Source organism: Variovorax defluvii, from assembly GCF_039541515.1.
GTDB lineage: Bacteria > Pseudomonadota > Gammaproteobacteria > Burkholderiales > Burkholderiaceae_C > Variovorax > Variovorax defluvii.
In genome coordinates, this window is the sequence record NZ_BAABGJ010000057.1 from 76,014 (window position 1) to 88,897 (window position 12,884).

Annotated in this window: 15 protein-coding genes; 14 read left to right on the forward strand and 1 reads right to left on the reverse strand. The window is 67.3% G+C overall.

Annotated features, from left to right (window positions below):
- Positions 1-3: 3 nt before the first annotated feature.
- The 14 genes from ABEA07_RS17595 (at position 4) to cheZ (ending at position 12,217) form a co-directional block, all read left to right on the forward strand.
- A complete protein-coding gene (locus tag ABEA07_RS17595) occupies positions 4-363 on the forward strand; it encodes a flagellar protein FliT (protein ID WP_345539458.1) in 360 nt (119 codons plus the stop codon).
- Positions 360-1,703: a flagellar hook-length control protein FliK gene (gene fliK, locus ABEA07_RS17600; RefSeq protein ID WP_345539459.1), complete on the forward strand. Its 1,344-nt coding sequence runs from the start codon at positions 360-362 to the stop codon at positions 1,701-1,703. Before ABEA07_RS17595 ends, fliK begins: the two co-directional genes overlap by 4 nt.
- On the forward strand, positions 1,700-1,963 hold the full coding sequence (locus ABEA07_RS17605) for an EscU/YscU/HrcU family type III secretion system export apparatus switch protein (RefSeq protein WP_345539460.1): 264 nt from the start codon (positions 1,700-1,702) through the stop codon (positions 1,961-1,963). Before fliK ends, ABEA07_RS17605 begins: the two co-directional genes overlap by 4 nt.
- 288 nt (positions 1,964-2,251) lie before the next feature.
- Positions 2,252-2,599 carry a flagellar transcriptional regulator FlhD gene (gene flhD, locus ABEA07_RS17610; RefSeq protein ID WP_345539461.1) on the forward strand — a complete coding sequence of 116 codons (348 nt, stop codon included), beginning with the start codon at positions 2,252-2,254 and terminating at the stop codon, positions 2,597-2,599.
- 34 nt (positions 2,600-2,633) lie between these two features.
- Positions 2,634-3,287: a flagellar transcriptional regulator FlhC gene (gene flhC, locus ABEA07_RS17615; protein ID WP_345539463.1), complete on the forward strand. Its 654-nt coding sequence runs from the start codon at positions 2,634-2,636 to the stop codon at positions 3,285-3,287.
- Between the two features lie 18 nt (positions 3,288-3,305).
- Positions 3,306-4,166, forward strand: coding sequence for a flagellar motor stator protein MotA (motA, locus tag ABEA07_RS17620; RefSeq protein WP_345539464.1), 861 nt, complete (start codon positions 3,306-3,308; stop codon positions 4,164-4,166).
- 10 nt (positions 4,167-4,176) lie between these two features.
- Positions 4,177-5,118: a flagellar motor protein MotB gene (gene motB / locus ABEA07_RS17625; RefSeq protein ID WP_345539465.1), complete on the forward strand. Its 942-nt coding sequence runs from the start codon at positions 4,177-4,179 to the stop codon at positions 5,116-5,118.
- A 31-nt stretch (positions 5,119-5,149) separates the two neighbouring features.
- Positions 5,150-7,198, forward strand: coding sequence for a chemotaxis protein CheA (gene cheA, locus ABEA07_RS17630; RefSeq protein WP_345539466.1), 2,049 nt, complete (start codon positions 5,150-5,152; stop codon positions 7,196-7,198).
- A gap of 17 nt (positions 7,199-7,215) precedes the next feature.
- Positions 7,216-8,511 (forward strand): EAL and HDOD domain-containing protein, encoded by a 1,296-nt coding sequence (locus ABEA07_RS17635; RefSeq protein WP_345539467.1) that lies wholly within the window; start codon positions 7,216-7,218, stop codon positions 8,509-8,511.
- A gap of 112 nt (positions 8,512-8,623) precedes the next feature.
- Entirely contained in the window at positions 8,624-9,451 is an 828-nt protein-coding gene (locus tag ABEA07_RS17640) for a CheR family methyltransferase (protein ID WP_345539469.1), read from the forward strand.
- Entirely contained in the window at positions 9,448-10,062 is a 615-nt protein-coding gene (gene cheD, locus ABEA07_RS17645) for a chemoreceptor glutamine deamidase CheD (RefSeq protein ID WP_345539470.1), read from the forward strand. The genes ABEA07_RS17640 and cheD overlap by 4 nt, the downstream gene beginning before the upstream one ends.
- Complete coding sequence (locus ABEA07_RS17650; protein WP_345539471.1) at positions 10,059-11,138, forward strand: protein-glutamate methylesterase/protein-glutamine glutaminase; 1,080 nt, start codon at positions 10,059-10,061, stop codon at positions 11,136-11,138. Before cheD ends, ABEA07_RS17650 begins: the two co-directional genes overlap by 4 nt.
- 40 nt (positions 11,139-11,178) lie before the next feature.
- Positions 11,179-11,577: a chemotaxis response regulator CheY gene (gene cheY / locus ABEA07_RS17655; protein WP_345539472.1), complete on the forward strand. Its 399-nt coding sequence runs from the start codon at positions 11,179-11,181 to the stop codon at positions 11,575-11,577.
- Position 11,578: 1 nt separating this feature from the next.
- The gene (cheZ, locus tag ABEA07_RS17660) at positions 11,579-12,217 is read left to right on the forward strand and encodes a protein phosphatase CheZ (RefSeq protein ID WP_345539473.1); all 639 of its coding nucleotides are present in this window, start codon (positions 11,579-11,581) and stop codon (positions 12,215-12,217) included.
- A 48-nt stretch (positions 12,218-12,265) separates the two neighbouring features.
- Here the strand turns inward: cheZ and ABEA07_RS17665 are convergent, their stop codons facing one another.
- Complete coding sequence (locus ABEA07_RS17665) at positions 12,266-12,697, reverse strand: hypothetical protein (protein WP_345539474.1); 432 nt, start codon at positions 12,695-12,697, stop codon at positions 12,266-12,268.
- Positions 12,698-12,884 lie beyond the last annotated feature (187 nt).

Genomic DNA, 12,884 nt, shown 5'->3' on the forward strand with positions numbered 1-12,884 from the left:
GACATGGCTGCCAGGAGCGAAATCCTTCATTGCTATGCGCAATTGGCCGCGACGCTGTCGCTGATGGTGACGCTGGCGCGTGCGAAGGAATGGGGCCGGCTGCCCGAGCTGGAGGCGCAGTGCGCCTCGCTGGTCGAGCGGCTGCGCAGCGTCTCGCCGCAAGAGACGCTGGAGCCGGCGCAGGTCGCGCAGGCGCGACAGCTGATGCAGCGTATCCGCGCCGACCAGCGGGCCGTGCGCGAGCTGGTCGAGCCGCAGCTTTCGCAACTGGTCGCCACGATGGCCGGTCTGCAGAAACGCAGCGATCTCGACCGGGCCTACGGCCTGGGCCGGCCTTCCGCCGGGGGTGTCGCCTCGCTGTGAACAAGCTGGGGGCCCCGGCCGACAACGCACTGCTGGCCGCGAAGCTCGCGCCGCGGCTGGAACTGGTCGCGCTGCAGCAGGGCCAGGTGGGCACCGATGCGGCGACCGGACCGGTGGCCGGGGTGCAGAAAGTCGTCAACGATGTCCGGCTGCCTTCCCATCTCACGCTGGAGCAGCGCCTGCCGGGCTTGTTGTCCGGCGCGGCACCGGCTGCCGATCCGTCCGCGTCGGCGGCGGCCAGGCTGTCCCCGGCGGCCCGGTTGATCGGTGCGCTGCTGGCGGAGCTGCCGGACGCCGGCCCGCTGCGCGGCGCGGCGCCGCTGTGGCCCACCACACGGCAACCCGCGAGCGCAGCGGCGATGGCGGGCGCCCTGGCGCAGGCAGTGGACCGCAGCGGTCTTTTCTATGAATCGCACCTGGCGCAGTTCGCGGCCGGCGCGCGCACGCTGGCGCAGATGGCGCATGAACCTCAGTCGCGTTGGGCTCCATCCCCGTCGGCACGCGGCGATGCGGCTGCCTCGTCAGCGCCGGCCCAGTCGGCGGCGGCGACCGCTTCGGCCGCCGCCGGCGCATCGGCTGTGCCAGCGGCTCAGGGTTCTGTCTTCGCATCGCAGGCTGCACGCGCAGGCGCGCCGGTGCTCGCGGCACCGGACACGCTGCTGCCCAATGCCGCCGACGCGGCACGGACCGCTCCCGGCGCGCTGCCCGCCGCACCGCGCCCCGCGCAGTCCGGCGCGGGTGCCGCCATCCCTTCTCCGCCGGTGCCGGCCGAGGCGGGCGGCGCCGTGCCCGCGCCCGATGCGGAACGTGTGCGTGCGGTCTACCGCGCAGGCGAAGTCGCCTCCACGGCATCCCCCGGAGCGGACCCCATGCGCGTGGAGATCGAAAGTGGTCGGCAGCCGGCGGCCGTCCTTCCGCCTTCCGCGCCGGTGGTGCCGACGCCGGCCGGCGAGATGATCCATCCGCAGGCCGCGACGGTGGTGCATCAGCAGCTCGACCTGCTGGCCACCGCGGTGTTCCGGTGGAGCGGCCAGGCCTGGCCGGAGGTGCCGATGGACTGGTCCATCCAGGAGGACGAGGCCCGTCCGCAGGAGGGCGGTGACGGTGGCTCGCCGCAGCCGCGCCGCTGGAGCACCACGGTCTCGCTCGAACTGCCGCGTCTCGGCGCCGTCGAGTTGCGGCTGACGCTGGCAGGAGCCGCGGTCCAGGCCCACGTGGTCGCGGGCCAGGCGGCCACCGCGGATCGATTGCGCGCACAGGCCGGGGCGCTGGAGCGGCGCCTCGATGCGGCCGGGCTCGGGCTCGAAGGCCTGCGGGTCAGCGAGAGGGGGATGCCTTGACCGATGACGAGCGTCCCAGCGCGGTGGCCTTGTCCTACCTCGACAAGACCCGCGCCCCGGTCGTGGTGGCCAAGGGCTACGGGGTGACGGCCGAGTCGATCATGCGCGAGGCGCGCGAGCATGGCTTGTACGTGCATGCCTCGCCCCAGCTCATCCGCCTTCTCATGCAGGTCGACCTGGATCGGCAGATTCCGCCGCAGCTGTACGTGGCGGTGGCCGAGGTCATGGCCTGGGTCCACGAGCTGGAAGAAAGCCGGTAAATCAATTGCCGCCTAATTTGGTCAATGAAAACTAATACTTTTTTCTCTGATCCAAATTGCCTGGTTTGCGTAGCGGAAAATTAATACTTTCCTCCTCTTAATTCAACGGCATCGTAACTATCTAAACGCATGAGTTCTTCTTAGTCGGTGGTACGAGGAGAAACAACTTCTGAAACCGGTCGCAGTCATCTGTTATTTATTCCTCATTTCTACGAAACAGAACCCAACAAAAGTTACAAATTCAATACGCGCTCCTTACACTTGAGCCAAGTTCGAATGGAGTGAAGTGTGGAATCAGAAAACCTGAGGAACGCGGCGCCCGGCGCCGAGATGTCCAAGGAAATCGGTGACCTCAATCTGGCCTACATGTTGCTGGCTCAGAAGCTGGTGAAGCAGGACCGGGCGGCGGCGATGTTCAGGCTCGGCGTGAGCAGTGAACTGGCCGACATGCTGGCCAGCATGTCGCTGGCCCAGGTGCTCAAGCTGGCGAGCTCGAATTTTCTGCTGTGCAGCTTCCGCATCGACGACCACCCGTCGATGGCGGCCGTCGTCGGCGAGGAAAAGGACACGAACCTGCAGCAGGCGCACATGTCGATCCTGATGTCGGCACGCCGCTTGCAGATGCTGGAAGCATGAGCCCGGGGGAAGCGTCGTCGGGAGGCGTCAGCGCATGACCCAGAAAAGTGTTCTCGCGGAGGTGCGCGAAGTCCAGTTGGCCATCGAGCTGATCGAACTGGGCGCCAGGCTGCAGTTCCTGGAGGCGGAGGTCAACCTCAGCCGGGAGCGCCTGATCCGCCTCTACAAGGAAATCAAAGGCGTTTCGCCACCCAAGGGATTGCTGCCTTTTTCCACGGATTGGTACATGACGTGGATGGCCAATATCCATTCGTCGATGTTTTACAACATGTATCAATTCATGTTGAAGCATGCGAACGAGAAAGGTTTGCAGGCGCTGATCAAGAGTTACCGGCTCTACACGGAGCAAATCGACGCGCAAGGCGGCGAAATCGTGCTGGATTTCACGCGCGCCTACACCATGGTGCGCTTTTTCGACAGCGACATGCTGCAGCTCAGCACCTGCTGCCGCTGCGGCGGTCGCTTCGTGGCGCACGCCCACGACAGCCGGCATGGCTACGTCTGCGTGCTGTGCCGCCCGCCCTCGCGTGCGGGCAAAGTTCGCGCCGCACGGCGCAACGGGGCCGAAGATTCGGCGCCGGCACTGAAGGAAAAGGCTTCCCCTGCCGATAAACCGGTTGCGGCGCCCGTGAGCGGGTCGTCGCAGGCGGCCCTGTCCCCAGGACAGGCGGTTGACATGACGCCCTGAGGGGCCAAGGGGAAGCGCGTGCTCGTACTGGTGGGTTATCTGGTGGTCTGCGGGGCCGTCTTCGGCGGCTACGCGCTGATGGGCGGCCACTTCGGTGTCCTGTTCCAGCCGGTCGAGCTGCTGATGATCGGGGGCTCCGCGATCGGCGCCTTCATCGCCGGCAACAAGGGCAAGAACATCAAGGCGACCATCAAGGAGCTGCCGCTGCTGCTGCGCTCCTCCAAGGTCAACCGCCAGCTCTACATGGACCTGCTGGCACTGCTCTACGAGCTGCTGGCCAAGGCACGCAAGGAAGGGATGATGAAGCTGGAGTCGGACGTCGAGGCGCCCGCCTCGAGCGAGATCTTCCAGCGTTATCCCAGCATCCTGGCCGACGCGGAGCTGATGGAGTTCATCTGCGACTACCTGCGCCTGGTGATCAGCGGCAACACGGACGCCTTCGAGATCGAGGCGCTGATGGACCACGAGATCGAGACCATCCGCCACGAAGCCGAGGTGCCCAGCCACAGCCTCTCCCGCATCGCCGACGCGCTGCCGGCGCTGGGCATCGTGGCCGCGGTGATGGGCGTGGTGCACGCGCTGGGCTCGGCCGACCTGCCGCCGGCCGAGATGGGCGCGCTGATCGCCCACGCCATGGTGGGCACCTTCCTCGGCGTGCTGCTGGCCTACGGCTTCGTCTCGCCGCTGGCCACGCTGATCGAGCAGAAGGTGGACGAGGGCATGAAGATGTACCAGTGCGCCAAGGTGACGCTGCTGGCCAGCCTGAACGGCTACGCGCCGCAGCTGGCGGTGGAATTCGGGCGCAAGGTGCTGTTCTCGACCGAGCGGCCGAGCTTCACCGAGCTCGACAGCCACGTGCGCGAAGTGAAAGCCAGGTAGGGGCTCGCCCATGAGTGCAGACAAGGGCCCCATCGTCGTCAAGCGCATCAGCAAGGGCGGCGGCGGCCACCATGGCGGCGGCTGGAAGATCGCTTACGCCGACTTCATGACGGCCATGATGGCCTTCTTCCTCGTCATGTGGCTGCTGTCGAACGCGACGCCCAAGCAGCGCGAGGGCATCGCCGAGCATTTCCGCATGCCGCTGAAGGTGGCGATCAACGGAGGAGAGAAGAGCGGCACCAGTGCCAGCGTGATCCCCGGCGGCGGCATGGACCCGACCACCAGCGTGGACGGCGAAGTGCGCATGGTCGAGACCGCGGCCGAGGACATGGCCGATGCCGACCGGCTCGAGAGCATGAAGAAGCGGCTGGACGATCTGATCGAAACCAGCCCCGTCTTCAAGCAGTTCCGCTCGCAGATCCTGATCGACATCACGACCGAGGGTCTGCGCCTGCAGATCGTGGACAACGAAAACCGCCCGATGTTCGACCTGGCCAGCGCGCGGCTGCTGCCGCACGTGCGGGGAATCCTGCGCGAGTTCGGGCCCGTGCTCAACGAGCTGCCCAACAAGATCACGCTGTCGGGCCACACCGACGCTTTCATCTACACCAACGGCGACCGCTCCTACGGCAATTGGGAGCTGTCGGCCGACCGCGCCAATGCCTCGCGGCGCGAACTGGTGATGGGCGGCATGGCCGAGAACAAGGTGCTGCGCGTGGTCGGCCTGGCCGACAGCCAGCACCTCGACAAGACCGAGCCGCGCAACCCGATCAACCGCCGCATCAGCATCGTCGTGCTGAACCACCGCACGCAGGAGCAGATCGAGCGGGAGAACAACGGCGGCGCCGTCGGCGGTGCCGCGCGCGCCGGTCGCCTGCTGCGCCCTGCGCCGCCACCGCCCGACAGCGTCAAGGTGACGGCCTACAAGGGGCCTGCATCGGCAGGGAACTAGCCAGCCTGAAGAAGCCGGACACGGAGCAACCATGGACCTCAGTCAATTCACACAAGCATTTTTCGTCGAAGCGGTCGAGCTGCTGGCGGAGATGGAGCAACTGCTCCTCGAACTGGACGTCGCCGCACCCGGCTCGGAGCGGCTCAACGCCATCTTCCGCGCGGCGCACTCGATCAAGGGCGGCGCCGCCACCTTCGGCTTCACCGCCCTGACCGACACCACGCACCTGTTGGAAAGCCTCCTGGACAGCGCCCGCCATGGCCAGCTGACCCTGAGCGCTCCGATGATCGACGCCTTTTTGGAAACGAAGGACGCCTTGCAAGAACAACTGACGGCCTACCAGGCGGGCCATGAACCCGAGCCTGAACGGGTGGCGCAGATCTGCGCCGTGCTGCAACAGCTGGCGCGCGAGAACGGTGCCGCGGGCTCGGCGCCCGCGCCTGCACCGGCGCCCGTCGCCGCCGCGCCTGCCCCGGTGCCCGCTGCTGCCGGGCCGGCCGGGCAGGGCGCGCTGTGCGTGCGCTTCTCGAAGCTGTCCGACAGCGAGTGCGAGCTGCTCGCCGACGAACTCGGCAACCTCGGGCAGGTGCGCTCGCGCACGCGCAGCGGAGACCAGCTGACCGTGCTGCTCGACACCACCTGCAGCCCGGACGACATCGTGGCCGTGTGCTGCTTCGTGATCGACGAATCGCAGATCCAGATCACGCCCGAGCCGGCGCAGGCACCGGCCGCCGCGGCGCCGGCCCCGGCGCCCGCCGCCGCGCCGGCTGCACCGGTTGCCGCCGCAGCCGCCGCCGAGCCGGCCGCAACGCCGAAGGCGGCCGCCGCCTCCGCATCCGCTGCCGCCGCGCACGCCAAGGAGTCCAGCTCGATCCGCGTCGACGTGGAGAAGGTCGACCAGCTGATCAACCTGGTGGGCGAACTGGTGATCACCCAGTCGATGCTCACGCAGGCCGCCACCATGCTGGACCCGGTGGCCTACGAGCGCTTCCTCAGCGGCCTGGGCCACCTGGAGCGCAACGCGCGCGACCTGCAGGAGTCGGTGATGTCCATCCGCATGATGCCCATGGACTACGTGTTCAGCCGCTTCCCGCGCGTGATCCGCGACGTCAGCGCCAAGCTGGGCAAGCAGGTGCGCCTGGACACTTACGGCAAGGAGACCGAGCTCGACAAGGGCCTGATCGAGCGCATCGTGGACCCGCTCACGCACCTGGTGCGCAACAGCCTGGACCACGGCATCGAAACACCCGAGCAGCGCCAGGCCAAGGGCAAGGACGCGACCGGCCAGCTGCTGCTGTCCGCGCAGCACCACGGCGGCAACATCGTGATCGAGGTCAGCGACGACGGCGCCGGGCTGAACCGCGAGAAGATCCTCGCCAAGGCACGCCAGCAGGGCCTGGCCGTGAGCGACACCATGCCCGACGACGAGGTATGGCAACTCATCTTCGCGCCCGGCTTCTCCACCGCCGAGCAGGTCACGGACATCTCGGGCCGTGGCGTCGGCATGGACGTGGTCAAGCGCAACATCCAGGAGATGGGCGGCCACGTGGAGATCAGTTCCCGCGAGGGGAGGGGCACCACCACCCGCATCGTGCTGCCGCTCACGCTGGCCATCCTCAACGGCATGTCGGTCAAGGTGGGCGACGAGGCCTACATCCTGCCGCTGTCCTACGTCATCGAGTCGCTGCAGCCGCTGCCCGAACACCTGCATTCGATCACCTCCGACGGCCACGTGATCAAGGTGCGCGGCGAGTACCTGCCCCTGATCGAGCTGCACCGCGTCTTCGACGTGGCCAATGCCCAGACCCAGCCGACCCAGGGCATCCTGGTGATCGTGCAGGCCGACGACGCCCGCTTCGCGTTGCTGGTGGACGAACTGCTGGGCCAGCACCAGGTGGTGGTGAAGAACCTCGAGACCAACTACCGCAAGGTGCCCGGCATCTCGGCCGCCACCATCCTGGGCGACGGCAGCGTCGCTTTCATCATCGACGTGGGTGCCATGCCGCGCATCCAGCGTGCACAGGCCGCGAGCGCTGCAGCGCTGGCCGGGGCTTCCAGGATGAGCGCATTGGCCGCCTGAGCCGAGGGGGAACGAGCATGCGCTTCGACTTCTTCCGGCGCCAGCAGAACGACACCGCGGCCCCGGCCGCGGCCGCACGCGAGCCCGACACCAGCGGCTACGTGACCTACACCCAGTTGCTCGACCCGGACCGGCGTGTCATGGGCTACCGCATGGCCTGGCGGCCGGCGGTGCCGGAACAGGGCGCCGATGCCGTGTCGATGTTCAAGCCGCTCGCAGCCTGCGTGGGCAGGCATCTCAACGATCCCCGCACGGGATGGGCGCTGGGGCGCACCGTCCTGTTCTTCGACGTCGACGCCGATTCGATCGTGACCGGCGAGCTGCAGATGCTGCCGCCAGAGAACGTGGTTCTGTGCGCAGGACCGGAGCTGCTGGGCCACGAGGAACTGCGTCCGATCCTGCTGTTCCTGCGCGAGCAGGGCTTCGGCTTCATGCTGTGCGGGGCCGAGGCGCTGCCGGAGGACGAAGAACTGCGCGGCCTGGTCACCCACCTCGACGTGGGCGCGGGCGAGCCGGAGAAGGTGAGGCGTCTGCGCGCAGCGATGGAGCCGGGGCGCCCGCCGGTGCACTTCATCGCCACGCGCGTGGGCGACTGGGAGGACTTCGACGCCTGCGCGTCGCAGCAGATCGAGGCCTTCGTGGAAGGCGAGGTGCTGGTCCCCGACGATGCCGATACGTCCGGCAAGACATTGCAGCCCGAGGCCATGGCGATCGTGCAGCTCATGCAGATGATCCAGCGCAACGACGCGCTGCGTGACATCGAGGCGGTGCTCAAGCGGGACGCCGCGCTGACCTATCGCCTGCTGCGCTACGTCAATTCGCCCGCCATCGGCGCGGGCGTCGAGATCCATTCGCTGCGCCACGCGGTGAGCATGCTCGGCTACGCGCCGCTGCTGCGCTGGCTGTCGGTGCTGCTGGCCACCAGCAACGCCAAGGCCAGCGCGCCTTACATGACCAAGAAGGCGATCCTGCGCGGCCGCTTCGTCGAACTCATGGGCCAGGGCATGCTGCCGGCCAGCGATGCCGACAACCTTTTCGTGGTCGGCATGTTCTCGCTGATCGACCGGTTGCTGGGCGTGCCGATGCAGGAAGTCGTGCGCAAGGTGCAGCTCAACGAGGCGGTGCAGCAGGCCATCCTGTCGCGCGAAGGCGCCTACGCGCCCTTCCTGATGCTGGCCGAGAGCTGCGAGGTCGATGGCGCGCGCGCCGCGAGCCTGGCGGAGTCTCTCTTCCTGGATGCGGAACAGGTGAACGCCGCGCACCTGGCGGCGCTGGCCTGGGCGCAGGACCTGGCCCCGATCATTTCCGATTGACGCGAGAAGCCCGCGCACCGAGCGAACGATATGCAAGACCTTCGTCCCCTTGATCGACCCTTTGAACGAGGTGAGCGCTGTGTACATTGAAGCGACAGCCCGGGCACCGATCGTGAACTCCGAATTTCTTTTCACCGACCACGACTTTTCGAAGATCCGGACGCTCATCCATCGCCGGGCCGGCATCGCCCTGGGCGAGCAGAAGCGGCAGATGGTGTACAGCCGCCTGTCGCGCCGCCTGCGCGAACTGCGGCTGCCGGAATTCTCCCGCTACCTCGAGCTGCTGGAGTCCAGCCACCACGACCACGAGGAGTGGCAGGTCTTCATCAATTCGCTGACCACCAACCTGACCTCGTTTTTCCGCGAGGCGCACCACTTCCCGGTGCTGGCCGAGCATGTGAAGCGCAGCCGGCAGCCGGTGACCGTCTGGTGCGCGGCCGCCTCGACCGGCGAGGAGCCGTACTCGATCGCCATCACCTTGGCCGAAGCACTGGGCGAGCGCGCCGGCAGCGCGCGCGTGATCGCCACCGACATCGACACCGCCGTACTGGCCAAGGCCTCGGCCGGCGTGTTCACGCAGGAGCAGGTGGCCCGCCTGCCGGCCGAGCGGCTGCGCCGCTTCTTCAACAAGGGCACGGGCTCCAATGCCGGCAAGGTGCGCGTGCGGCCCGAACTGGCAGCCATGGTGAAGTTCGAGCGCCTGAATCTGCTGGACCCGGTGTGGCCGGTGAAGGAGCCGGTGGACGCGATCTTCTGCCGCAACGTGATGATCTACTTCGACAAGCCCACGCAGAAGCGAATCCTCGACCGCTTCGAGCCGCTGCTGAAGCCGGGCGCGCTGCTCTTTGCCGGGCATTCGGAGAATGCCTCTCTGGTCAGTCCGAACTTCAGGACCACCGGACAGACCGTCTACGAGCTGGACCGGAAGGGGCGCGCATGAGTGCGGCGGTCCCGGGTTCGGTCGCGAGCCATCATTACTTCGACCGCGACTTCGACCGCATGGCGGTGAAGCTGCTGCCCTCCGAGTACTACGTCACCGCTGCCGACACCGTGATGAGCACCGTGCTGGGCTCGTGCGTGGCGGCCTGCCTGATCGACCGCGAGGCCCGCATCGCGGGCATGAACCACTTCATGCTGCCGGAAGATGCCGAGCCCGGCACCCGCGGCCAGGCCGAGTCGATGCGCTACGGCACCTATGCGATGGACGTGCTGATCCGCGAGCTGCTGCGCGCCGGCGCGCGGCGCGACCGGCTGCAAGCCAAAGTCTTCGGCGGCGCGGCAGTGCTGGCCAACATGACCACGCTCAACATCGGCGACCGCAACGCCGATTTCGTGCTGCGCTACCTGGAGAACGAGCGCATCGCCATTGCCGCGCAGGACCTGCGTGGCCAGCACGCGCGCCGCGTCTGCCTGCTGCCGCACAGCGGCAAGGCCGTGGTGCGCAAGCTGCGCACCCAGCTCGACGTGCTGTCGGTGCAGCGGGAGGAGGGCGAGCTGCTGCGCCGGCTCGCCGCCGTCAACACCACCCCCAAGGGAAGCTGCGTCTCATGACCAAGAAGATCAAGGTGCTGTGCGTCGACGATTCCGCGCTGATCCGCAGCGTGATGACCGAGCTCATCAACAGCCAGCCCGACATGACGGTGGTGGGCACCGCCGCCGATCCGCTGGTGGCGCGCGAGCTGATCAAGCAGACCCACCCCGACGTGCTGACCCTGGACGTGGAGATGCCGCGCATGGACGGCCTGGAGTTCCTCGAGAAGCTCATGCGTCTGCGGCCGATGCCGGTGGTGATGGTCTCCTCGCTGACCGAGCGCGGCTCCGAGATTGCCTTGCGCGCGCTGGAACTGGGGGCGATCGACTTCGTCACCAAGCCCAAGCTGGGCGTGCGCGACGGGCTGATCCAGTACACCGAGCTGATCGCCGGCAAGATCCGCGCGGCCTCGCAGGCGCGCCTTCTGCCCGCCCGCACGGCGGCCCAGCGCGCGGCCGCCGGGGCCGTTCAGGAGCCACCGCTGCGCAGCCCGCTGCTGTCGACCGAGAAGCTGATCATCATCGGCGCCTCCACCGGCGGCACCGAGGCGATCCGCGAGGTGCTGCAGCCGTTGCCGCCCGATGCGCCGGCGGTGCTGATCGCGCAGCACATGCCGCCCGGCTTCACCCGCTCTTTCGCGCAGCGTCTGGACGGCCTGTGCCGCATCCACGTGAAGGAGGCCGAGCATGGCGAGCGCGTGCTGCCGGGCTATGCCTACATCGCGCCCGGCGGCTGGCACATGGCGCTGGCGCGCAGCGGGGCCAACTACGTGGCGCAGCTCCACCAGGAGCCGCCGGTGAACCGCCACCGCCCCTCGATCGACGTGCTGTTCGATTCCGTGGCGCGGCACGCGGGCAAGAACGCGATCGGAATGATCCTCACCGGCATGGGGCGCGATGGCGCCGAGGGCCTGCTGCGCATGAAGCAGGCCGGTGCCCACACCCTGTCGCAGGACGAGGCGAGCTGCATCGTCTACGGCATGCCGCGCGAGGCCGTGCTGATCGGCGCGGTGGACGAAGTCGCCCCCCTGAGCGAGATGACCCGCCGCGTGCTGGCGCACCTTCGCACCTTCGGCGAGCGCGCCAACCGTGTCTGAACCCCTTCGTTGAAATGAACCTGCTGAAGCTGGAGAAACCGTGATTGACAAGAGCATCAAGATCCTGGTCGTGGACGACTTCCCGACCATGCGCCGCATCGTGCGCAACCTGCTGAAGGAGCTGGACTTCCTCAACGTCGACGAGGCGGAGGATGGCGCCGCCGGCATCGAGAAGCTGCGCAGCGGCAACTTCGGCTTCGTGGTGTCGGACTGGAACATGCCGAACATGGACGGCCTGACCATGCTCAAGACCATCCGCGCCGACCCCGCGCTGGCCAAGCTGCCGGTGCTGATGGTCACGGCCGAGGCGAAGAAGGAGAACATCATCGCCGCGGCCCAGGCGGGCGCCAACGGTTATGTGGTCAAGCCTTTCACCGCTGCCACGCTCGAAGAGAAGCTGAGCAAGATCTTCGAGAAGCTGCAAAAAGAGGCGGCATGACATGGACGCCAACACCACCGGCAACACGCACGACGAACTGCTGGGCCGCATCGGCCAGTTGACGCGCCAGTTGCGCGAAGGCCTGCGCGAGCTGGGCCTGGACAAGCAGGTCGAGCGGGCCGCGCAGGCGATTCCCGATGCGCGCGACCGCCTCAGCTACGTGGCGACGATGACCGAGCGCGCCGCGCACCGCGCGCTCAACGCGATCGATGCCGCCCAGCCGATGCAGGAAGCGCTGTCGAACGGCGCCAAGGACCTGAGCGGGCGCTGGGACCAGTGGTTCGCCAACCCGATCGAACTGGACCACGCGCGCGAGCTGGTGATGGACACGCGCGGCTACCTTCAGCAGGTGCCCGAGCGCGCCGGCGCCATCAATTCGCAGCTGATGGAAATCATGATGGCGCAGGATTTCCAGGACCTCACGGGCCAGGTCATCAAGAAGATGATGGACGTGGTCAACGAGGTCGAGACGCAGCTGCTGCAGGTGCTGATCGACAACGCGCCGGCGGAGAAGCGCACGGAGATCGCGATGGGGCAGGCCAACAGCCTCATGAACGGGCCGCAGATCAAGGCGGACAACCCGGAGGCGGTGACGGACCAGGCGCAGGTGGACGACTTGTTGGAGAGTTTGGGGTTCTAGGGCGCAGTATCGGTGCCGAACACGGATCCATACCAGTAGTTCCTCGTGTCAGCAAGCCAAGGATCCGTCTGCGACTCGCAAAGGGGGCCGCGGGCTGCGGTCGTCCTGGAGGTTGTAGAGATATGCCTGGCGCCCGCTGAGCAGGGGCGGGCGGTTCAGGTAGTCGCGCAGGGCCTTGAACTTCGCCAGGTTCGAGGCGCCGGGCGGGAAGGTGGTCCGGACCTCTTCTGCCAGTTGCTCGATCTGCTTCGTGGCGGCCACGACGTCGATGGACGGATCGATCCTCCGATCGACCGTCAGCTTGACGACGCCCAGGTCCATCTGCGACTCGGGCTGCAGCAGCAGGGCTCGAACCTTCTTGAGGTCGGATGCGTAGGAAGCAGGGGTGGGACGCTGCGCGTGAGCGTGCGATGCCATGACCAGCACCAGCAACACCCATGGCAGTGCCGCCCGCAAGGCGGCACTGACGAAGGTTTTCACCGTTCTTCTATTTCCAATGTGTGACGGCGCGGAGGATATAGCGCTGCGAGGCGCTATCCCTTTGGGGTCAACCCTTGCGCGCTCGCATCCATGGGCTTGCTGCGCAGGCTCGTTTCAAGCCCCGAGCTGGAGGGCAATCCACCCCCTGATCGATCGATTGTCCGAAGCCCCCCACCCGAATAATCAG